This is a genomic window from Arthrobacter sp. NPDC056493 (genome assembly GCF_042795115.1).
Lineage (GTDB): Bacteria > Actinomycetota > Actinomycetes > Actinomycetales > Micrococcaceae > Arthrobacter.
The window spans coordinates 1-20,395 of record NZ_JBHTSL010000013.1 but is presented as its reverse complement, the minus strand read 5'-3'; the positions used below and the strand labels follow the sequence as shown (position 1 = coordinate 20,395).

Below are 20,395 nucleotides of genomic sequence, written 5' to 3'. Positions count from 1 at the left end.
ATGACTGAAGAGATTACGACGGCGGACCCCGGGGCGCCGCTGGTTGGGCCTGGAGAAACGCCGCCCGTGGAGCCGGCCGAAACCGAAACCCCCGCTGTTCCGACCAGCTCAACCAGCGGCGGCGTAACCCCCCGCGACACGTTTGTGGACGGCGCCGCACTCTTCCCCGGGGACACTGGCGTGCTCCCCATGAAGGTGCGCCAGGCCCTGGTGAAGCTGCTGAAGGGCCCGTACGTCGACGGCGGCCGGGACGAAAAACTCTGGACGACGCTGCTGGACAACCAGCTGATCCTGCGCAGCCGGCTCTCCGAGCTGTTCCTCACGCTGCAGCTGGACCACGAGCGCAAGATCGCGGTGCTGCGTCCCGTTGACCCGGAGGCGATAGGCGGCAGCGCCCGTTCCAGCATCCTGCGCCAGCAGCGTGCGCTGAGCCGGGTGGAAACGATCGTGCTGCTGCGCCTGCGGCTCCTGCTGGACCGCCACGTCACGGCGCAGACGGACCCCACCATCACGCGCGAGGAAATTGCCGAGCTCGTGGCCCACTACCAGCCGGCCGGCCAGCAGGACGCCCTGCGCGACTCGGACGTCGTAAACCGGGCAATCACCAAACTCCTCGCCCGCCAGCTCCTGCTCACCACCGGCCTCGACGACGTCTACACCATCTCCAACGCCCTGCCGCTGGCCCTCCCCTTCGACAACATAGGCGACATCCCCGCCCAAATCGAAGCCCTCATAGCCGCCACAGCAGACCCGTCAGGAACAGAACCCCTAATAGAACTCGACGGCGAAGATCCGGTCCGCTCGGATGATGACTCTGAGGACGAATCGGAAGGTGACGGAACTGCAGACGCGGCATCGGCTGCGGAGTCAATGGCAACCACGGCTAACGAGGAGGCAGCCAAGTGAGTATTGCGAGCATGCTCCCGCTGGGCGACGTCGTCAATCCGGGCCAGATGCGCCTGGCCCTGGTGCAGGTGGTCAACTGGGGCACGTTCCACGGCGCCCACACCATGCACGTGGACCGCAACGGCACCCTGCTGACCGGCAACTCGGGCGTGGGCAAGTCGACGCTGTTCGACGCGATGCTGCGGGTGTTTGACGCCCGGCCGCGCTCCAACGAGGCCGCAGCCCAGCGCTCGGGCGCCGTGGAGGACAAGCGGACCACGTTCACGTACATGCGCGGCAAAGTGGGGGACAAGGCCGTCGGGGAGGGCTCGGCCAGTGCGTTCCAGCGCCCTGGTGCCACCTGGTCCGCCGTCGCCCTGACGTTCGACAACGCGGCCGGCACGAAGGTGACGGTGTCAGCGCTGTTTGACCTGCCCAAGAACGGCACAGAGTCGAGCGTCGGCCGGTACTACCTGATCGACAACAGGCCACTGGACCTCGCCGCCATCGAGGACATCGCGGAGAAGCGATTCACCCGGGCCGCGCTGGAGAACATCTTCCCGGACGCCCAGGTCTTTGACGTCCACAAGGCCTTCGCCGAACGGTTCCGCAGGCTCCTGGGCATCAACTCGGACCAGGCGCTGCCCCTGCTCCGCGTCATCCAGGCCGGCAAGGGCCTCGGCGGCAGCGTGAACACGTTCTTCCGCGACCAGGTGCTGGACGCCCCAGCCACCCTGGCCGCGGCGGACGACGTCGTCGAGGAATTCAGCAACCTCATGTCCATCCGGCAGCGCCTGGAGGACGTCCGGCAGCAGCGCGACCAGCTGGCCCCCGTCCCGGGGCTGAACCGGGAGTACGCCCAGTCGCTTCTGGACGCGAACCGGCTCCGCGAGCTCGCGGGCGAGGAGTTCGAGGCCTACCGGCAGCAGCTTGCGGTCACCGTGCACGAGAAAACGCTGGCCCGCTTCAAAGCGCTCGGCCAGGCGAAGGCCAAGGAGCTCGCAGCGGAACGCGGCGTGCGGGACGGGCTGGCCAAGGACGTCCGGCAGCTCGAAGCGGACTACAACAACCAGGGTGGCAACGCCATCTCCTCGATCGAGCAGTCCCTCGAAAACGCCCGGGTGGGGCTGAAGCTCCGCCAGCAGGTGGAGGAAGCAGCCCGGCAGGCGCTGGCGGATGCCGGCCTGGACCTGGAGTGGACGGCTGAAGGCTGGGAGCAGGCCCACGAACAGGCGGCCACCCGCTCGGCTGAGCTGAAGGACGACTCCGCTGCCCTGCAGGAGCTCCGCTTCGAGGCGTTCGATGCCCACGCCACGAAGAAGCGTGAGCTTGCCGCCGCCGAGCAGGAGCTGGTGTCGCTGAAAACGCGCAAGTCCCTGCTGCCGCCGTCGAGCATTGAAAACCGGGCCGCGATTGCGGCCGCCACCGGCGTCCCCGAGGAGCAGATGCCGTTCGGCGGCGAGCTGATTGACCTGGCCGAAGGCCAGGAGCAGTGGCGACCCGCCGCGGAACGTGCCCTGCGGAACCTGGCCACCACGCTGCTGGTCCCGGGCGAGCACTTCGCCGCCGTCACCCGCTACCTGAACGGGCACACCGTCCGCGGCGCGTTGCGCGCGGTGGACGTGTCCAAGCCGCTCGCCGGAGCGGCGCTCGCGGTGGAGGACGTGGCCGACGGCGACCTGCTGACCAAGCTGGACATCCTCACCACCGGGACAAAGGGCGGCTCCGCCCCACAGGCAGGCGTGTGGATCCGTGAGCGGATCGCCCTCGACTTCGCCTACCCGTGTGTGGAGAACCCCGACGAACTGGCGGCCCTGGACAAGGGCCTGAGCCTCGGCGGCGTGGTCAAACGCAACCGGCATACCGTGGAAAAGGACGACCGGTTCACCAGCCGGCAGGATTACGTCCTCGGGTTCGACAACGCCTCCAAGCTGGAGCTCGTGGCCGGGCAGGCTGAAGACCTGCGGCAGGAACTGGCCAAGGCGGCGCAGCTGGCCCAAAGCCGCGAGGAATCACACCAGGGCATGTCGCGGCAGCTGGAGGCCCTGCGCCGGGTTGCCGAGGACCACCGCCCGTGGGAACAGGTATCGGCAGCGGTCGCTGCAGACGAGCTCGGCCGGATTGAACAGCGGCTCAAGGACGCCTTTGCCGCCCAGGCTGACCTCGAACCGCTGCGCGCCAAAATCGAAGCGGCGCGGCAGACGCACCAGTCCAGCACCGAGGCCGCAGCGGTGCTGCAGAGCGAGTACAAGGCACTGGACCAGCAACTTACCGCCTCCGATTCGCTGCTGGAAGCCGCACGCACGCGCCTGAACCAGGCCCCGCCGTCGGACTCCACCACCGCGGCCCTGGCACCGTACTTCGCCGAATTCGGCGACGTCACGGAAATGCACGAGCTGGATAACCTGGCCGGCCGGGTGCGGACCGAGCTGCTCGGTGACCTGCACGGTGCAGAGTCCCGCGCCCAGGCCACGTCGGAGCGGCTCACGCGGATTTTCGAAGGCTTCGTCCGCGACTGGGGCACCGCCATTTCGGCCGATCACGGCACATCCATAGGCGCCGTCGGCGAGTTCGAGGCCCGGTACCACGCCATCATCAATGACGGGCTGCCCGCCCAGGAGGCCGAATTCCGGCAGTTCTTCAACCAGCGCACGCACGAGTCGTTCAGCACCCTGCTCCACCTGCTGGATGAGGAACGTCGTTCCATCACCAGCAGGATCCTGCCGCTGAACGGGATCCTGTCCGAGGTGAATTTCCACGAGGGCAGCTACCTGGAACTCGATATCAAGCAGACCCTCCCGGCCACGGCCAAGCAGTTCAAGGACGCCATCCAGAACGCGCTGAAGACCCGGCACGCCCGGCACGGCAGGGCGGAAACCGCCCACCCGGGACAGAACGACGACGCCGAACTCACCGCCCGCTATAAGTCCCTGGAGACGCTGGTGAAGCGGCTGGGATCGCAGACCCCTGAGGACCGCCGCTGGCGGGCCGAGGTGCTGGACGTGCGCGGCCACCTGTTCATCCAGTGCAAGGAGCACCGCGAGGTGGTTGGGCCCCGTGGCGGCAAGCGGACCGACGTGTTCATGCACGCGGACACCGGCTCCATGTCCGGCGGTGAACGCCAGCGGTTCACCGCGTTCATCATGGCCGCGGCGCTGAGCTACCAGCTGGGCATCGCCGAGCAGGGCTTCACCACGTACGGCACGGTGATGATGGACGAGGCGTTCGTGCTGGCCTCCGAGGAATTCGCGGGCGCAGGCATCAAGGCGCTGCACGAGTTTGGCTTCCAGCTGCTCCTGGCGGCACCGGAGAACGTCATCGACCTGTCCCGGCACCTGGGCTCAGTCACCGAGATCCTGCGGGACAGGCGGACCAACCGCTCCGGCGTGCTCACTGCTCCCGTTATCACCCCGAAACCGGGTACGGAGGGGCAGTGGCGGTCCGAGGCCAATCCCGTCGATATCGTGCTGCGCTAGTCCGTAACGCTTTGGCGGGTTTTATAACAAATCGATGGATTTATTGAAGCGCCCCTAGTGACGGCCTGTTTTGGCGTGCCACTGTGGTGACTCCACCAGTCTTCGCCAAACGCTCCACAGGGTCATGGACACTCCCATGCGGCGGGCAGAGCAGCCCCTGCGAGCCTGACGGCGTCATCATGAAAGGCACCCTCATGCGTCCTGCGTTCCGCGCCCCCTTCGTCTCTGCCCTTGCTGCCGCCGCCCTCTCCCTGGCGGGCTGCGGGGCCGTGGTTTCGGCAGTTCCGTCGTCGACTTCCCCGGCCGCTTCCGCCACGGCATCGGCTTCACCGAGCCCTTCCGCAACGGCATCGGCTTCACCGAACCCTTCAGCCTCCGCCTCCGCACCGGCTCCGGCCGAGCTGAACACCTACACGTTCCCGAACGGGCATGTGTCCTTCAAATACCCGGCCGGCTGGAAGGTTGAACTCTTCACCGGCTCCGGGTCGCCGTCGGAGTCAGCTACCGCGACGGTCATCGACGCCAGCGGCACCGAACAGGCCACCGTGTACTCCGGACCGGTCGCCGACGGCGTCTCGCACCCGGTCACCCGCACCGTCTTCGAGTCCGCGCCGGTTCCGGGACTCGCGGCCCAGCCTGCGCCGGCAGCCCACTACGCGTTCTATGTGGACCGGATGGACACCAATGCGACCTACCGCATGCACCTGGCGGCAGGAGCTCCCAAGCCGGGGCAGGGGTCCGCGCTCGACGGCATCATCCGCGCCGGGAACGGTGTCATCCTGGCCGACGTGAAGTTCATCGAGAAGCCCTTCGCCAACGACGCCGCGGCCAAGTCCTGGCTGGCAGGCACCGAGGGGCAGGCCCTCAAGGCGCTGCTGCTGAGCATCTCGTACAGCTGAGGCGTTTCCCGCTGGTTGAGCGATCTGGTTGAGCTTGTCGGAGCCTTCGATCGCCGGTCCGACCCTTCCTCAGGTTTGGTCGGGTTTGGCCTGACCCTTCCTCAGTTCCTGCAGCGAATCCACCAACGCTCCCGCACATGTGTATGCGGGAGCGTCGGTGTCTGGGCGACGGGATGTGCGGGAGCGTTGGCGTGTGGGCGACGGAATGTGAGGAGGCGTCGTGAGTCAGGAATGGGCGGCCGTGCAGGCGTCGATCTGGGCCTGGACGATCCCGCCGTAGTAGGCCACCAGCTCGTCAAAATCCCAGCCGTCAAAGAGCCCGAGGGTCCGCACAGTTTCGCCGAAGCCGGTCATCAGAGCGGTGACCGTCGACGCATAGCGGCGGTCCGGCGTCGCATCCCCGATCAGCTTTGCGATGCTCCCGAGGTAGCGTTCGCGCAGCTCGTTCCGCGCCGCCTCGGGGTCCGGGGCATCGTGAACATTGATCGGAATGATGGCCCAGGGCTCCTGCATGCCGCGTTCCCGGCGCATCAGCACGCGGAAGACGAGGGCGCCGCCGAGCTCGGACGCAGGGACGGTCAGTTCGGTGAGCAGCGACTCGTCCGGCTGCACCGCGGCGAACAGCTTGGCTTTGGAGATGAACAGTTTCATCACCAGGGCCGCGGAAACCCCGGCCTCCGCGGCGATGTCCCGGACCGTCACAGCGCGGTAACCGCGTTCGCCGAACAGCCGGCCTGCCGCGGTGAGGATGGACTCCTGGCTGGGGCTGCTCATGCCCGCACCGGCTCCCCGCCGGTCCGGCCTGCGCCGCTCCGTTCTGCGCTTGTCCCACCCGCGGGTTCGGCTGAAAGGTCCACGGTCATGGACCGGTTGTCGACGGCGAGCTTCCGCGCCACGGCTTGATGAGTCACGGGATGAAGCATAGCCACTATGTAGCGTCCGGCGGCGGGCAGCGGAAGTGTGTACACGCCGTCGTCGTCCGTCCTGGCCGTGTCCACATGCTCGCCGGTGGCATGCAGCAGCGTCACCACGGCGCCGGCCACGGGCTCGCCGCCGACGGCCGCCCGGCCGCTGACTTCCAGCCGCTCCTGCAGGAGGAAGTTCTGCTTCAGCGTGCGGCCGTCGAAGTCGAAGACCTCAGCCATCGGCGCCCAGCCCGCAGCGTTGGCCACCACGAGGTACTTCCCGGCACCCGGCAGTGCCACCGAATAGTTGCCCTCGGTGTCCACGCGGCTCCAGTCCACCGGTTCGCCTTCGGTCTGGAGGACGGTGACGACGGCGGGCGTGAGCGGGCGGTGGTCGGGTGCCAGGACGCGCCCTTGTACCACCAGCTCTGCTGCCGCCGGCGCGGACGGGCGGTGGGTGGTGGCGCGCGGAATGAAGATGGTGGCGAGGACGGAGGCGGCGGACGCCAGCGCGGCCATCCAGAACACATCCCTGAAGGCGTCGAACGAGGGCAGCCGGGCGGCGCCGAGCGGGATGGTGACAGAGGTCAGCACGGCGGCGACGGCGGCGCTGGAGGTCGATGTGCCGATGGAGCGGACCAGGCTGTTGAGGCCGTTCGCGGAGGCGGTCTCCGTGATCGGGACGGCACCCATGATCAGCGTCGGCATCGCGGCGTAGGCGATGGCCGTGCCGACGCTCACCACGGTGGAGCCGATGATCACCGAGGTGATGGAGTCGTAGAAGAACACCCGTCCCACGTAACCGACGATCATCACGCCGGCGCCCGTCATCAGGGCGGACCTGCCGCCGAAGCGCCGGATGATGCTGCCGGACACGGGGGCGAACACCACCATGGCGAGTCCGGAGGGCACCATGCAGAGGCCGGCCGTGATGACGCTCAGTTCAAAGCCGTAGCCGGTGGCGCCGGGGAGTTGGAGCTGCTGGGTGGTGAGGAGCATGTTGGCGAACATCGCGAAACCGATCAGCAGCGACGCGAGGTTGGTCATCAGGACAGGCCGCCGGGCGGTGGTGCGAAGGTCCACCATGGGCTGGCCCACCCTGAGCTCGTAGGGAATCCAGACGGCCAGCAGCAGCGCCGCCGCGAGGAACAGCACGAGCACGGGCTCCGAGCCCCAGCCCCAGGCGCCGCCCTTGGAAATGGCCAGCAGCAGCGAGCCCAGTGCGGCGGAGAGCACCAGCGCGCCCGCGTAGTCGAACCGCCCGGGAGTGCGCACCTTGGATTCCGGAACCACAAACACGACGGCGAGGAGCAGCAGCGTTCCGGCGGCCGCGGAAACCCAGAAGATCGACGTCCAGCCGAGGCTTTCATAGAGGAGGCCGGCGAGCGGGAGGCCCATGGCGCTGCCGATGCCCAGGGTGGCGCTCATGAGTGCCACTGCGGAGCCCATCTTTTCCTTGGGCAGTTCATCGCGCATGATGCTGATGCCTACCGGGATCAGCGACGCAGAGAACCCCTGAAGCGCCCGCCCGATGATCAGCCACAGGAACGTCCCGCCCACGGCGGCCATGACCGAACCGGCCACCATGATCGCCAGGCAGACGACCATCATCTTCCGCTTGCCGTACATGTCGGCGCTGCGGGACACGATCGGCGTGGCGACGGCGCTGGCGAGGAGCGTGGCGGTCACCAGCCAGGATGCGTCGTCGGCCGTGACCGAGAGGATCCGCGGAAAATCGGGCAACAGTGGCACCACGAGGGTCTGCATCAGTGCCACGAGCGTGCCGCTGAGCGCCAGGACCGTGGTGATGGCGGACGGGCTGCGGGTCGGTTTCGGGGCAGGGGGTGCTGTCATGTGCGGCCTTTGTGGCGGAGGGGGTGCCCGGAATAAGGGTGAACGGGCGTTTACTCCTTCGAGTGAACCATTGTTCACCCTAGGCTGGCAAGGTGCGGGGGCGCTAGTCTGGCCACTCGGGGCAATTACGTGACGCAAACCTTTCGTAATCTCCGAAAGGATAGGCTAGCCTTACTTAGGTTCGCTTCATTCACCTAAGGAGTTCCGTGACTTCCCCCCTCTTCCCCGGCCGGCAGGCCGTCTCCGGCGCTGCTGCCGCCGGCACCACGCGCCGCTCCCTGCTCAGGACCGCCGGCAAGGCCACCGCCGTCCTCGCCGCCGCGGCACTTTCCCTGACCGCGTGCTCCACGGGGCCGGCCTCCACCGCTTCGGAGGCCAGCGCCGCATCGTCCGCCAGCGCACAGTTTCCGGTGACCCTCAGGCACGTCTTTGGTGAAACCACCATCAAGGAGCAGCCCAAGCGCGTCGTCACCGTCTCCTGGGTCAATGACGACGTTGCCATCGCTCTGGGTGTGGTGCCGGTGGGCGTTCCCAAGAACGAGTGGGGCGGCAACGCCCAGGGCTCCACGCCGTGGAAGGACGCCGCGCTGGAGAAGCTCGGCGCGGGCTTCGGTTCGGACAAGGCGCCGGCCCAGTTCTCCGAGGCGGACGGCATCAACTTCACCGAAATCGCCAAGCTTAACCCCGACGTCATCCTGGGCGCCTACTCCGGCCTGACGGAAGAGGACTACAAGAAGCTCAGCGAAATCGCCCCCGTCGTGGCTCAGCCTGAGCTCGCGTACGGCACTCCGTGGCAGGAAGCCACGACCCTGATCGGCAAGGCTCTCGGCAAGACCACCGAAGCGGAGAAGCTCGTTACCGACACCGAGGCCACCATCAAGGCCGAGGCCGCCAAGTACCCACAGATCACGGACAAGACCTTCATCTACGGCAACCTGGAACCGGCCAAGGGTGACGGCGTGAACGTCTACCTCGCCGCCGACAACCGCCCGCGCTTCCTGACCGACATCGGCATGAAGCCGGCCGCCATTGTGGAGGAGAAGTCCAAGGGCTCGAAGGAGTTCTTCACCGGGTGGTCCGCCGAGAAGGCCAACGAGCTGGAGTCCGACGTCTTCGTGACCTGGGTTCCGGATGCCAAGACCAAGGACCAGATCGTCAAGGATCCTCTGCTGAGCCAGATCCCGGCCGTCAAGAAGGGCGCCCTGGTTGCCGACTCGGACAACACCCTGACACTGGCGATCTCCGCGTCGTCCCCGCTGAGCCTGCCTTGGGCCCTGGACAAGTTCCTGCCGCAGCTCGCAGCCGGCGCTGACGCGGTCAAGTAAGCCCAGTCAAGTAAGCAACCCCTGATGACACCGGGCACGACGCCGGCCCCCGCCACCCAGCGCGAACTGGCAGATAACGACGCCAAAATGCGTGCGAAGGGGCATTACCTGCCAGTTCGCGCCCAGCCCGCGCGCAAAGCCCCCGGGCCGCGTGCCGCCTGGCTGCTGGCGTCCGCCGTCGTGCTCGCTGTTGTCTGTTGCGCCTCGCTGGCCGTCGGCGCCCGGGGCCTGTCCCTCGGAACCGTGTGGCAGGCCCTGACCCAGTTCGATCCCGCGAACGGCGACCACGCGGTGGTGAACGCCCGGATCCCGCGGACCGTGCTGGGCCTGCTCGCGGGCGCCGCCCTGGGCCTGGCGGGGGCCGCCATGCAGGGCGTGGCGCGCAACCCGCTGGCAGACCCGGGCATCATCGGCGTCAACGCCGGCGCCGCCCTGGCCGTGGTCACCGGAATCTACGTTTTCGGCGTCTCCTCGCTGACCGGCTACATCTGGTTCGCGTTCATCGGCGCGGCGGCTGCCGCCGTCGTCGTCTACCTCATCGCCTCCATGGGCCGGGACGGCGCGACGCCGGTCAAGCTCGCGTTGGCGGGCGCCGCCTTGAGCGCGGGGCTGTTCTCCCTGATGAACGTCATCCTGGTCTCCAGCCAGGACACCCTGGACCGCTTCCGCTTCTGGCAGGTGGGCGGCATTGCGGGGCGGGACTGGTCCGTGGTGCTGCCCGGCCTGCCGTTCCTCATCCTGGGGGCGCTGATCGTGCTTTTGACCGGAAGGGTCCTAAACAGCCTGGCCCTCGGCGACGACGTGGCCCGCGGCCTGGGCCAGAACGTCGGCCTGGCGCGGGCGGTCACCGCGCTGGGCATCGTCCTGCTGTGCGGGTCGGCGACGGCGCTGGCCGGCCCCATCGGCTTCGTGGGCCTCGTTGTCCCGCACGCTGTCCGCTCCCTGACCGGCCCCGACTACCGCTGGATCCTGCCGTTCTCCGCCGTGCTCGCCCCCGCGCTGCTGCTGGCGTCCGACGTCGTGGGCCGTGTCGTCCTGCTGCCCGGCGAGGTCCCGGCCGGCATCATGACCGCGCTGATCGGTGCGCCGGTGTTCGTCTGGCTGGTCCGCCGCGGCAAGGGGGCCGGCCTGTGACTACCGCGTCCCAGGCCCGGGAATCCGCCACCGAGATGGCACTTGGCGGCAGTGCTGCGCGCAAACATCGCCGTTATCTGCCATCTCGCGGACGCCTGCTGAACCGGACAACGGTACTGGCCGCCGCCGTCGTGCTTCTCCTGGCCGCCAGCATCCTGCTGGGCAGCTACACCGTCACCATCCCGGACTTCTTCAAAATCCTCACCGTCCACTTCACCGGCGGCGAGAAGATCCCCGGCGCCAGCTTCATCGTGATGGAGGCCAAGCTGCCGCGGGCGGTCATTGGCACGCTGATCGGACTGGCCTTCGGGCTCTCGGGCACGCTGTTCCAGACCATGCTCCGGAACCCGCTCGCCAGCCCGGACGTGATCGGCATCAGCTCCGGCGCCAGCGCGGCCGCGGTCCTGGCCATTGTGGTGTTCGGGGCCTCCGGCGCCGCGGTGTCCGGCGCTGCCCTCGGCGGTGCGATGGCCGTGGCGGCGCTGATCTACGGCATCTCCCGCAGGGGATCCCTGGGTATTGGAGGCGGCAGCCGCGGGAACGCCGCCGGCAGCCGCCTCATCCTTGCCGGCGTCGGCATCGCCGCTGCGCTGCACGCCGTGGTCAGCTTCCTCATGACCCGGGCCGACATCCGCACCGCCGCCGAGGCGCTGATCTGGATCAACGGCTCACTCAACTCCGCCAGCTGGGACCGTGCCGGCGTCCTGGCCCTGGCGCTGACGGTCCTGGTTCCGGCCGCCGCCCTGCTGGCCGGGCCGCTGCGCATCCTCGAGCTGGGGGACGACGCCGCTGCGGGACTCGGCATCCGGGTGGGTGCCACCCGGCTGGGTCTGGTACTCACCGCCGTCGCGCTGGCCGCAGTGGCGACGGCGGCTGCCGGACCCGTGGCGTTCGTCGCTTTCCTGGCCGGCCCCATCGCGCGCCGTTTTACCGGCCGATCCAGCCTCCCGGCGTCGGCCCTGGTGGGCGCCCTGACCGTCCTGGCTGCGGATTACTTCGCGGCCAATATCGCCCCGCTGCTGCTGGACGGCACCGTCCTGCCGGTCGGCGTCGTCACCGGCGCCCTCGGTGCCCCCTTCCTGCTGTGGCTCCTGGTCACGTCCAACCGAAAGGATGCCTGATGGCTGTTCTGCAAGCCCGGGACCTCACGCTGCAGTACGATCAGCGCCGGGTCGTGGAAAACCTCACAGCGGAGATACCCGAGGGCAGGGTGACCATGATCGTGGGCGCCAATGCCTGCGGAAAATCCACGCTCCTGCGTGGCCTGTCCCGGCTCCTCAAGCCTGCCGGCGGCAGCGTCACCCTCGACGGCAAGGACATCCACTCCCGCCCGGCGCGCGAGCTGGCCCGCACCCTCGGCCTGCTGCCGCAGCACCCGGCAGCGCCGGACGGCATCACCGTCCATGACCTGGTGGGCCGCGGGCGCTATCCGCACCAGGGTTTCTTCCGCAGCTGGTCGGAGAAGGACGACGCCGCCGTGCAGCGTGCGCTGGAAGCCACCGAAACGCTGGAGCTCGCCGGGCGGAACGTCGACGAACTGTCCGGCGGTCAGCGCCAGCGGGTGTGGATCGCCATGGCGCTCGCCCAGGAAACGGAGGTGCTGCTGCTCGACGAGCCCACCACCTACCTGGACCTGGCGCACCAGGTTGAGGTGCTGGACCTGGTCACGGACCTCAACCGGCAGCGCGGCACCACCGTGGCGATCGTGCTGCACGACCTCAACCTTGCCGCGCGGTACGCGGACCACGTCATCGCGCTTAAGGCCGGGCAGATCGTGGCCGAGGGCCCATCGTCCAGCGTGATTACCGAGGAGCTGGTCCGGAATGTCTTCGGGCTGGAATCCCGTGTGGTGCCGGACCCGGTGTCCGGCACGCCGCTGATCATTCCGCTCGGCAGGCACCACGCCGACCCAAAAGTTCCGACCACGACCCTGGAGATGGCTTCATGAGCGCAGTACAGAACAGTTCCGCCCGCACCTCCACCACGGACCGTCCGGGCTTTGCCACCGAGCCGATGACCCTGGCGTTTGATGTCACCGTCTCGGCCGTGCAGGAGCTCAGCCCGAACTTCCGGCGCGTGACGTTCGGCGGCTACTCGCTGCGCGACTTCGGCGTCCACGGCGACAGCCTGGACCTGCGCATCAAGCTCATGATCCCGTCGCTGGCACCGGACGGCAGCCGGCTTCCGTTGCCGAAGTTCCGGATGGAGGAGAGCGGCTGGTACCAAGAGTGGCTGGCCATGGATCCGGCCACCCGCGGCTCCATGCGCACCTACACCGTCCGGCAGGCCCGGCTGGACGCCGTGTATCCGGAAATCGACGTCGACTTCGTGACGCATTTCGACGCCGACGGGAACGGCGGCCCTGGGGCGAACTGGGCGCTGACGGCCACGCCGGGCGACGCCCTCACCCTGATCGGGCCGAACAACCGGGCGGCGCATTGCGTCACAGCGGAAACGTACTCGGGCATCGAATGGCGGCCCGGCCTGGCCGGGCGCGTGCTCCTGGCTGGTGACGAGACGGCGGTCCCCGCGATCAGCGCCATCCTCGAAAGCCTGCCCGGATACATGACCGGGCACGCTTTCCTGGAAGTTCCCGAGGCGGGCGACTTCCTGGACCTGGAGACAGCGGCCGACGTCGAAATCACCTGGCTGGCGCGCGGCGCCTCGATCGGCAGGTCCCAGCCGCACGGCGAACTCCTTCAGGAAGCGGTTCGCGCGGCCGTCCCCGTGCCCGGCTGGGTGGGCATCAAGTCCGCCGCAGCCGCCGGACCGGAGCCCGACGACGTGAACGTGGACCAGGAGATCCTCTGGGAAACCCCGGCCCGCCTCGACGCAGCCGCCGTCAGCACCACGAAGAACCCGGACAAGCCCGCGGGTGCCCTGCCCTTCTACGCGTGGATCGCCGGGGAGGCCGGGGTCATCAAGGGGATGCGCCGCTACCTGGTCCGCGACGTCGGGATGGACCGGAAGCAGGTGGCGTTCATGGGGTACTGGCGGCAGGGGAAAGCCGAGCTCTGACCCAGGGGCCCGGGCGGCACAGACGCTCCCTCAGTTCCTGTCGCCTCAACCCCGACCCTTCCTCAGGTTTCGTCGCATGAACCACGACGCTTCCGCACCTTCAAGGCTTGGGTGAAGGCCCGCCGTCGTTCATCTCCGGTTTCCTTGGGTGTTGCTCCGCACGTGTACCTTGTCCGGGTGGGTGTCTCTCCATTGCTTCCCGACCGGGGCAGACGGCGGGTGTTCGTTGCCCTCGGGGATTCGTTTACCGAGGGCGTCGGTGACCGGAGTTCCCGGATGCCGAACGGAGTGCGCGGCTGGGCGGACCGCGTTGCGGAGAAGCTGGCCAAGGCAGAACCCGGCTGGCATTACGCCAACCTTGCGATCAGGAGCAAGCGGCTGCGCCACATCGTGGATGAACAGCTGGAACCGGCGCTCGCCATGAAACCCACGCTCGTTACCCTCTACGCCGGCGGCAACGACATCCTGGACTTTGGCACCGACATGGACCAACTCCTGGCCCAATACGAGGAGTTGGTGGCCCGGCTGGCGGCCACCGGCGCCACTCTGGTCCTGTTCACCGGGTTCGACGTCAAGGTGTCAGCGGTGCTGGAACCGCTGAAGAAGCGGAATACCCTGTACAACCGGCGGGTCCGTGAGATCGCGGCCAAGTACGGGGCTGTACTGGTGGACTACTGGTGTTTCGAGGCCTTCCATGACCGCAGGATGTGGGACACCGACCGGCTGCACATGTCCAAGGCCGGCCACAAGTACCTCGCCGCCCAAGTCCTGGACCATCTGGGCGTGCCGCACAAGATCAGCCTCAAGGAGTGGGAGCCGCTGGCCAGGGTGACGCTCCGCGACTGGGAACGTCGGCAGCGGCGCTGGGTGAACGACTGGGTGCTGCCGCTCTTTGGCCGGAAGCTTCGCGGCGTCACACTGGGCGACAACCTTTGCCCGCGGTGGCCGCAACCGGTGAAGGTCCCGCGCAAGGGCGGCCTGAAAAAGCTGATGGAGCCGCCGGCCGATTAGCCCGCGATTAGTCGAGCAGGTTTTCGAACCCCGGGGCAGCGCGGTTCGCGGCGAATTCCATGACCTCGAAGTCGGCAACGCCGTGCACGTTGAACGGGTCCTTGGCCAGTGACTCGTCGAGCGTCGGACGGTCGGTCCTGGAGAGCAGCACGCCGCCCGTGCGCGGAACCTTGCGGCCGGCGGCGATGAAGACGCCCTGGTCAAAGGCATCCTTCAGCCAGTCCACGTGGGCGTCCAGGTGCTGGTCCACGATCTCCTGGGCAACTTTGTAGGTCAGGGAAACTACGTACATGACCGCCAGCCTACCGCCAGGGCCCGGCTCCCGGCGGCTCGCCGCCGCCGGAAGCGGCCTTGAACCGTCAAGCGTCAGTTCTCCTAGGATGGAGTAATGACCGAACCGCGCTGGCTGACCGCCAATGAACGCCGGGCATGGCTTGCCCTGCTGAGCATCAACACCATGCTGCCCGCGTCGCTCGATACCCAACTGCATGCCGCGGGCAAGGTGTCGCTGTTCGACTACAACGTGCTGGCGATGCTCTCCGAGGCCGAAGGGCGCTTCCTGCCCATGAGCGAGCTGGCGGCCCGGACCAGCGCCTCCCTCTCCCGGCTGTCCCATGTGGTCACGAAGCTCCAGAACCGTGGCTGGGTGGAACGCCGGCCGCATCCCGGCGACGCCCGCGTCACCACCGCGCACCTCACCGAAGAGGGCATGTCCACCATCGTGGAACTGGCCCCTGGCCACGTGGAATCCGTGCGCTCGCTGTTCCTTGACGCCCTGACTGAGCGTGACGTGGCGGACCTCGCCCGCATCGGCGAAAAGATTGTGGCCCGCCTGGACAGCAATCACTGGATCCTCCGCGAGCAGCAGTAGCACCACCCGGGCAATCCGTTTCCCCGGCGCGCCACGCACTGTGTCTTGGTTGCTCCCGGCAACGGGTGGCAGACTTGCTCCCATGGATTTCACGGCCCGCTACGTCGCCCTTGGAGATTCCTTCACGGAGGGCGTCGGCGACGACGACCCTATGCGGCCCAACGGGGTGCGCGGCTGGGCTGACAGGGTAGCGGAGCAGTTGGCCTCGGCTGACCCCGGCTTCGGTTACGGCAACCTCGCCATCCGCGGCCGCAAGCTGCGGCAGATCCTGGCCGAACAGGTTGATGCCGCCATTGCGCTCAGGCCAACCCTGGTGACTCTCTATGCCGGTGCCAACGACATTCTCCGGCCCAAAATCGACATCGACGACCTGCTCGCGGATTACGAAAAAGCTGTGGAAAAGCTCGCGGCCACTGGTGCCACCGTGGTGCTGTTCACGGGGTTCGACGCGCGGGGCTCGAAGGTCTTTGGCACCATGCGGGGGCGTACGGCCATCTACAACGAACTCGTGCGCGGCATCGCCGGGGACCACGGCGCCCTGCTGGTGGATTACTGGCGCTTCAACGAATACTACGACTGGGGCATGTGGGCGAAGGACCGGATGCACATGTCCGCCGCCGGCCACGCCAACATGGCCAGGCGTGTCCTGACGGTTCTCGAACACGAGCACTCCATCGAGGTTCCGCCGATGACCCCCGTTCCGGAGCTCAGCAAGGCGGAGGCGCTGCGGGCCAACGCCCGCTGGGTCCGGGAATTCGCCGCTCCGTGGGTGGTCCGGCGGGTCACCGGAAAGTCCTCCGGTGACTACCTCCAGCCGAGGTACGCCCAGCTCACCCGGCTCTAACCCTGCCGGAATCCGCTCGTCGCCAGCAGTTCGCCGTTTGCACGGACGGCCAGCGCCTCGATGTCCCACATGGCGGTGGCGCGGTTGAGCATGGGAACCCCGCCGGCCACGATCGCGGTTGCCAGAACATCGGCCGTGACAACGTCCGCCGCGGCGACGGAGACCTGCCGGAATTCCACGGCCCCTGCCGTGACGCTCCAGATGTGGTCCCCGCGTTCAGCGGAACCGGAGGTGGCCAGCGCCAGCCTGGTCCCGCCGTCGGCCGTCTTTCCGCCCAGCGGGAAACCGGCCAGCAGGGTCCTCCGGTCGGCCGGATCAACGATCCCCGCCCGCCAGGGCACATCGGTGCCGGGGCTGGGAGAGCCGCTGACCAGCACGTCCCCGCCGGCGTTCAGGCACCAGTTGCCCATGCCCAGGGCCAGCAGCGACGTGCCGGCTTCCCTGATGGCGTGCCCCTTCACGATGCCGGAGAGATCCAGCGCGCCGTCCGGACGTTCCGGCGTGAACGCACCCTCGGTGAGGAGCCTCCACTCGGCCGCCTCCTCGTATTGCGCCCGCATTTCCGCCGACGCCTCCGGCAGTGCGAGTTCACCGCGCACCAGCCGGCTCGCCTCCGAATCGGGGCGGTAGAGGCTGAAGATGCTGTCCAGTTGCGTGAAAAGGCGTTCGACGACGGCGGTGGCCGCTTCCAGCTCATCAGCCGCAGCCTGGGGTGCTTTGTGCGCGTCCGTGGGGACAGTCAGGCTGATGACAGTCCCCATGCAGGTGAAGGTCCGGGCCCGGAGGCGGTGGGTGACCTCAGAGGTTTGCTGCATCGAGGGCTGCCTGGAGGGAGGTGAGATAGGCGTCGCTGGTCACGGTGGCGCCACCCACGGTCTGCACGTTGGCAGACTGTGCCTGGAGCACCTCGCTGCGAAGAACCGGGGCGGCGTAGTTGCTGATCTGTACGGACCGGCCCTCGGCGTCGGTCAGTTTCAGGGCCGTGACGTCGGTGATCTGACCGGCCTTCACGGTGATCTGGACCTGCACGGTACCGAAGCGGGTCTGGACCACATCGCCGTCGTACGTGCCGCCGGCCTTGGCCGCCGCGCCTGCCGCGCCTGCGGCTCCGGCCGCGCCGGATGCGCCAGTCGTGCCGGAACTGTCTGTCGTGCCGGACGACGCCGATGATCCCGACGAGCCGGTGCCGCTGCCGTCCGTGGTTCCCGTCCCCGAAGCCTGATTTCCCGTTGCTGCGGCCGCAACCGCGCTGCGTGTGTCGGCCACATGGACACCTGACTGCCAACCGACCAGGAGGATGCCGGCCGAAGCCAGGGCGGCTGAAACTGCTGCTCTGATTCTCACCAGTCGAACCTTTCGTGATGGAGCTGATCTTCGTGGACGCCTGCGGCGCGGGCGGCGTCCAGGACGTTGCCTGCCCACCGTGAGGGCCCGCAGACATAGACGTCGGCGTGGGAGATTTCCGGGACGTAGTCCGCCAGGGAATACCCCGAGCGGTGCTCGGCGGCCGGAAGCCAGCTGTCGGGCGAGCCGGGGTCCCGTCCGCCGGTCAGGTGGAAGAGGGTGGCGCCGCGCCGCCGGCACAGTTCGAGAATTTCCTCGCCCAGGTAGAGCTCCTGGCCGCTGTGCCCGCGGAGCAGGACCGTCGCCTGGCCCGGGGCGAAAGGGGTGGTCTCCAGGAGAGCCCGCAACGGCGTGATACCGATGCCGGCGCCGATCATGACCACGCGGTCCTTGCTGCGTGCTGCTGAGCTGAAGAGTCCGTAGGGTCCTTCGACGGCAACCTTCGTTCCGCGCCGCAGCCTGAGCAGCTGCGCCGAACCCCGGCCCAGATTACGCACCGTGATCCGCAGTCTCCCGTGCCCGTCCGGTCCGGTCCGCACCGGCTCCGCAGACAGGCTGAACGGATGCGGATGCCACCACAGGCCCGGGGCGAGGAAGCGCCAGATGAAGAACCGTCCGCCGTTGCCGGCGAGGGAGCCGAGCTGCAGTCCGCTCATTTCGATGTTGACCACGCCGGGAGCCACAGGGGTGACCCGCTCAACCGTGAGCTGATGCCTGAAGGTGGCCCGTACGGGCTGGATGATCCGGTAGTACAGCAGGGCGGCCCCGGTGGCGATGCAGATGGCGAGCCAGTACCAGCGCTGCCAGGTGCCGACGGCGAAGAGCCCGCCCACGCTGAACTGGTGCGGCAGCGACGTGAGCACGGCAGCGTAAGTGAGCAGGTGCACCGCATACCAGAATTCGTAAGGGAAGCGCCGGCGGACCGCCACCAGGGACGTGACAACAACCGCGATGAAGAGCGCCAGGGAGATGAACGCGAGCCACATGTCGGGCACCAGCACCCAGAGCGCCACCGCTTCGCTGACCGGGTCGAGCCCTTCTGCCATGCCGTAGCCCACCGCGATGAGGAGACCGTGGGCCAACAGCAGGTATAGCGACGGTTTCCCGAGCTTCCGGTGAAACTCCAGGGCCCGGTCGTGCCCCACCGCGCTGTCGATCAGGGGGATCCTGGCGGCCAGCAGGAGCATGAGCAGCACGAGGTCCATGCCGGCAAGGCCGGCAATGATGCCCAGCGCCGTGATCATGCCGGCCGGCGAGGACGCCGCCGTCAGGCCGCCGTCGGCAAGCCAGAGCGCAAGCGAGGCTGCCAACGAGGACCAGGCCGCCACTGTCAGGGCGTCGGCGCGGAGAAGCCTGCGCCGGTGCTGGCCGGCGAAGCGGCCGGTCTCCCGAACCGGAGCAGGCCGGCGGTGCGGACGCGTCGGAGTGCCGGCCCCGGGGGAGGGCAAGAGCTGTGTGTTCATGGCTCAAGATTCCGCCCCGAGCCTTTGACTTTGCTGTGAGGAGCCTTCTTTCCGGATATGTCTTGGAGAAAGGCCGTCCCGACGGGGGTGGCCGGAGGGCCGTGCACGCTGAACGGCCGGGGCTGCTCTATAACACCAGTCCACGCCGGATTGGTCTTTAATTCGCGTGTCTCGTAGACTTGGTTGGCGCTAGGTGGCGCGGAGCGTGTGCAATTGCTCCGGTTTGCGGTGGCTGTTGGCAGTATTCACAGTCCCGGAGGCCGGTAGTTAGGGGCTCAAGTTGCGTGCATTCCTGTATTCGCCCAGTATCCCGGCACTTCGCAGTGGCTTCCATTGCCAGGTGTTCGCGGCTCGTCGTATCCCGCAGCAGTAAACCCGGTTCGCCGGTGTTGGAGCGTGCGGACACATGAGACTGGATCCGGACGCCGCCTGCCGCACGGTGAAGCAGAACTCTGCCAGCCGTTTCATTTCATTTTTTCAGAGGAGAGTCGTCATGGCAGCACACTGCCAGGTGACCGGAGCCGAGCCGGGCTTTGGACACAGCATTTCGCACTCGCACCGTCGCAACAAGCGCCGGTTCGACCCGAACATCCAGAAGAAGCGCTACTGGGTTCCGTCCCTGCGCCGTAATGTCACTTTGCAGGTCTCTGCAAAGGGCATCAAGACCATCGACGTACGCGGCATCGACGTTGTCGTCGCCGACATCCTGGCACGAGGAGTGAAGCTCTAGTGGCAAAGGACAAGGACGTACGTCCGATCATCAAGCTCAAGTCGACCGCGGGCACGGGTTACACCTACGTAACCCGTAAGAACCGTCGTAACGATCCGGACCGCCTGGTCCTGAAGAAGTACGACCCCAAGATCCGCCAGCACGTCGAATTCCGAGAGGAGCGCTAAACACATGGCTAAGAAGTCCAAGATTGCTCGCAACGAGCAGCGCAAGGTCATCGTTGAGCGTTACGCTGCAAAGCGCCTCGAGCTGAAGAAGACCCTGGTTGACCCGAACGCGACTGACGAAGCACGCGAAGCTGCACGCCTCGGCCTGCAGAAGCTGCCCCGCAACGCCTCCCCGATCCGTCTGCGTAACCGCGACATCATCGACGGCCGTCCGCGCGGTACCTTCCAGAAGTTCGGTATCTCCCGTGTTCGCTTCCGCGACATGGCTCACCGCGGTGAGCTCCCGGGCATCACCAAGTCTTCCTGGTAATTCAGCACCGCTGATTCCAGCTGCTTGAGGAGGGCCGGCAACCACTTGGTTTGCGGCCATCCGTTTAGTTAACGAATAAGAAGGGTTGGGCTGGTTTTCCGGGGGAAGCACAGCACAAAACGGAATAAATACGTCGATGGACGGAATTATTCCCACCCC

Annotated in this window: 20 protein-coding genes; 14 read left to right on the top strand and 6 right to left on the bottom strand. The window is 67.6% G+C overall.

Annotation, left to right across the window (positions count from 1 at the left end; translation table 11 throughout):
• The 3 genes from ACFQ50_RS08005 (at position 1) to ACFQ50_RS07995 (ending at position 5,260) form a co-directional block, all read left to right on the top strand.
• On the top strand, positions 1-906 hold the full coding sequence (locus ACFQ50_RS08005) for a DUF4194 domain-containing protein (protein WP_377994992.1): 906 nt from the start codon (positions 1-3) through the stop codon (positions 904-906).
• Positions 903-4,361, top strand: a complete 3,459-nt coding sequence (locus tag ACFQ50_RS08000; protein ID WP_377994991.1) for an ATP-binding protein — start codon at positions 903-905, stop codon at positions 4,359-4,361. The genes ACFQ50_RS08005 and ACFQ50_RS08000 overlap by 4 nt, the downstream gene beginning before the upstream one ends.
• Before the next feature lie 179 nt (positions 4,362-4,540).
• Positions 4,541-5,260 (top strand): hypothetical protein, encoded by a 720-nt coding sequence (locus tag ACFQ50_RS07995; protein ID WP_377994990.1) that lies wholly within the window; start codon positions 4,541-4,543, stop codon positions 5,258-5,260.
• 225 nt (positions 5,261-5,485) lie between these two features.
• Here ACFQ50_RS07995 and ACFQ50_RS07990 read toward each other — a convergent pair whose 3' ends face one another.
• Positions 5,486-6,034 carry a TetR family transcriptional regulator gene (locus ACFQ50_RS07990; RefSeq protein WP_377994989.1) on the bottom strand — a complete coding sequence of 183 codons (549 nt, stop codon included), beginning with the start codon at positions 6,032-6,034 and terminating at the stop codon, positions 5,486-5,488.
• A complete protein-coding gene (locus tag ACFQ50_RS07985) occupies positions 6,031-8,019 on the bottom strand; it encodes an MFS transporter (protein ID WP_377994988.1) in 1,989 nt (662 codons plus the stop codon). The genes ACFQ50_RS07990 and ACFQ50_RS07985 overlap by 4 nt, the downstream gene beginning before the upstream one ends.
• A gap of 206 nt (positions 8,020-8,225) precedes the next feature.
• On the opposite strand from ACFQ50_RS07985, the gene ACFQ50_RS07980 reads away from it, so the two are divergent.
• The 6 genes from ACFQ50_RS07980 to ACFQ50_RS07955 all read left to right on the top strand — a co-directional run bounded on the left by ACFQ50_RS07980 (position 8,226) and on the right by ACFQ50_RS07955 (position 14,507).
• Positions 8,226-9,344 carry an iron-siderophore ABC transporter substrate-binding protein gene (locus ACFQ50_RS07980; RefSeq protein ID WP_377994987.1) on the top strand — a complete coding sequence of 373 codons (1,119 nt, stop codon included), beginning with the start codon at positions 8,226-8,228 and terminating at the stop codon, positions 9,342-9,344.
• A gap of 87 nt (positions 9,345-9,431) precedes the next feature.
• Positions 9,432-10,478 carry a FecCD family ABC transporter permease gene (locus ACFQ50_RS07975; protein ID WP_377995051.1) on the top strand — a complete coding sequence of 349 codons (1,047 nt, stop codon included), beginning with the start codon at positions 9,432-9,434 and terminating at the stop codon, positions 10,476-10,478.
• A 35-nt stretch (positions 10,479-10,513) separates the two neighbouring features.
• The gene (locus ACFQ50_RS07970) at positions 10,514-11,599 is read left to right on the top strand and encodes a FecCD family ABC transporter permease (protein WP_377995050.1); all 1,086 of its coding nucleotides are present in this window, start codon (positions 10,514-10,516) and stop codon (positions 11,597-11,599) included.
• Complete coding sequence (locus ACFQ50_RS07965; RefSeq protein ID WP_377994986.1) at positions 11,599-12,426, top strand: ABC transporter ATP-binding protein; 828 nt, start codon at positions 11,599-11,601, stop codon at positions 12,424-12,426. The genes ACFQ50_RS07970 and ACFQ50_RS07965 overlap by 1 nt, the downstream gene beginning before the upstream one ends.
• Positions 12,423-13,496: a siderophore-interacting protein gene (locus ACFQ50_RS07960; RefSeq protein ID WP_377994985.1), complete on the top strand. Its 1,074-nt coding sequence runs from the start codon at positions 12,423-12,425 to the stop codon at positions 13,494-13,496. The genes ACFQ50_RS07965 and ACFQ50_RS07960 overlap by 4 nt, the downstream gene beginning before the upstream one ends.
• Positions 13,497-13,673: 177 nt before the next feature.
• A complete protein-coding gene (locus ACFQ50_RS07955; protein WP_377994984.1) occupies positions 13,674-14,507 on the top strand; it encodes an SGNH/GDSL hydrolase family protein in 834 nt (277 codons plus the stop codon).
• A gap of 7 nt (positions 14,508-14,514) precedes the next feature.
• Here the strand turns inward: ACFQ50_RS07955 and ACFQ50_RS07950 are convergent, their stop codons facing one another.
• Positions 14,515-14,799, bottom strand: coding sequence for a YciI family protein (locus tag ACFQ50_RS07950; protein ID WP_377994983.1), 285 nt, complete (start codon positions 14,797-14,799; stop codon positions 14,515-14,517).
• A gap of 96 nt (positions 14,800-14,895) precedes the next feature.
• Here ACFQ50_RS07950 and ACFQ50_RS07945 point away from each other — a divergent pair, with 96 nt between their 5' ends.
• Both ACFQ50_RS07945 and ACFQ50_RS07940 read left to right on the top strand, forming a co-directional pair.
• Positions 14,896-15,378 carry a MarR family winged helix-turn-helix transcriptional regulator gene (locus tag ACFQ50_RS07945; protein WP_377994982.1) on the top strand — a complete coding sequence of 161 codons (483 nt, stop codon included), beginning with the start codon at positions 14,896-14,898 and terminating at the stop codon, positions 15,376-15,378.
• Between the two features lie 82 nt (positions 15,379-15,460).
• Entirely contained in the window at positions 15,461-16,222 is a 762-nt protein-coding gene (locus tag ACFQ50_RS07940) for an SGNH/GDSL hydrolase family protein (protein WP_377994981.1), read from the top strand.
• Here the strand turns inward: ACFQ50_RS07940 and ACFQ50_RS07935 are convergent.
• Genes ACFQ50_RS07935 through ACFQ50_RS07925 form a run of 3 tightly spaced genes read right to left on the bottom strand, consistent with a single transcriptional unit; the run spans position 16,219 to position 19,029 of the window.
• The gene (locus ACFQ50_RS07935; RefSeq protein ID WP_377995049.1) at positions 16,219-16,983 is read right to left on the bottom strand and encodes an FAD:protein FMN transferase; all 765 of its coding nucleotides are present in this window, start codon (positions 16,981-16,983) and stop codon (positions 16,219-16,221) included. The genes ACFQ50_RS07940 and ACFQ50_RS07935 overlap by 4 nt on opposite strands.
• 37 nt (positions 16,984-17,020) lie before the next feature.
• Positions 17,021-17,566 carry an FMN-binding protein gene (locus ACFQ50_RS07930; protein WP_377994980.1) on the bottom strand — a complete coding sequence of 182 codons (546 nt, stop codon included), beginning with the start codon at positions 17,564-17,566 and terminating at the stop codon, positions 17,021-17,023.
• On the bottom strand, positions 17,563-19,029 hold the full coding sequence (locus ACFQ50_RS07925) for a ferric reductase-like transmembrane domain-containing protein (protein ID WP_377994979.1): 1,467 nt from the start codon (positions 19,027-19,029) through the stop codon (positions 17,563-17,565). The genes ACFQ50_RS07930 and ACFQ50_RS07925 overlap by 4 nt, the downstream gene beginning before the upstream one ends.
• Positions 19,030-19,522: 493 nt before the next feature.
• Between ACFQ50_RS07925 and rpmB the strand changes: the two genes are divergently transcribed.
• From rpmB to rpsN, 3 genes are read left to right on the top strand one after another with little or no spacing between them, the layout of a single operon-like run.
• The gene (gene rpmB / locus ACFQ50_RS07920) at positions 19,523-19,759 is read left to right on the top strand and encodes a 50S ribosomal protein L28 (protein ID WP_003798559.1); all 237 of its coding nucleotides are present in this window, start codon (positions 19,523-19,525) and stop codon (positions 19,757-19,759) included.
• Positions 19,759-19,926, top strand: a complete 168-nt coding sequence (gene rpmG / locus ACFQ50_RS07915) for a 50S ribosomal protein L33 (RefSeq protein ID WP_003798558.1) — start codon at positions 19,759-19,761, stop codon at positions 19,924-19,926. Before rpmB ends, rpmG begins: the two co-directional genes overlap by 1 nt.
• 4 nt (positions 19,927-19,930) lie before the next feature.
• Positions 19,931-20,236, top strand: coding sequence for a 30S ribosomal protein S14 (gene rpsN, locus ACFQ50_RS07910; RefSeq protein ID WP_003798555.1), 306 nt, complete (start codon positions 19,931-19,933; stop codon positions 20,234-20,236).
• Positions 20,237-20,395 lie beyond the last annotated feature (159 nt).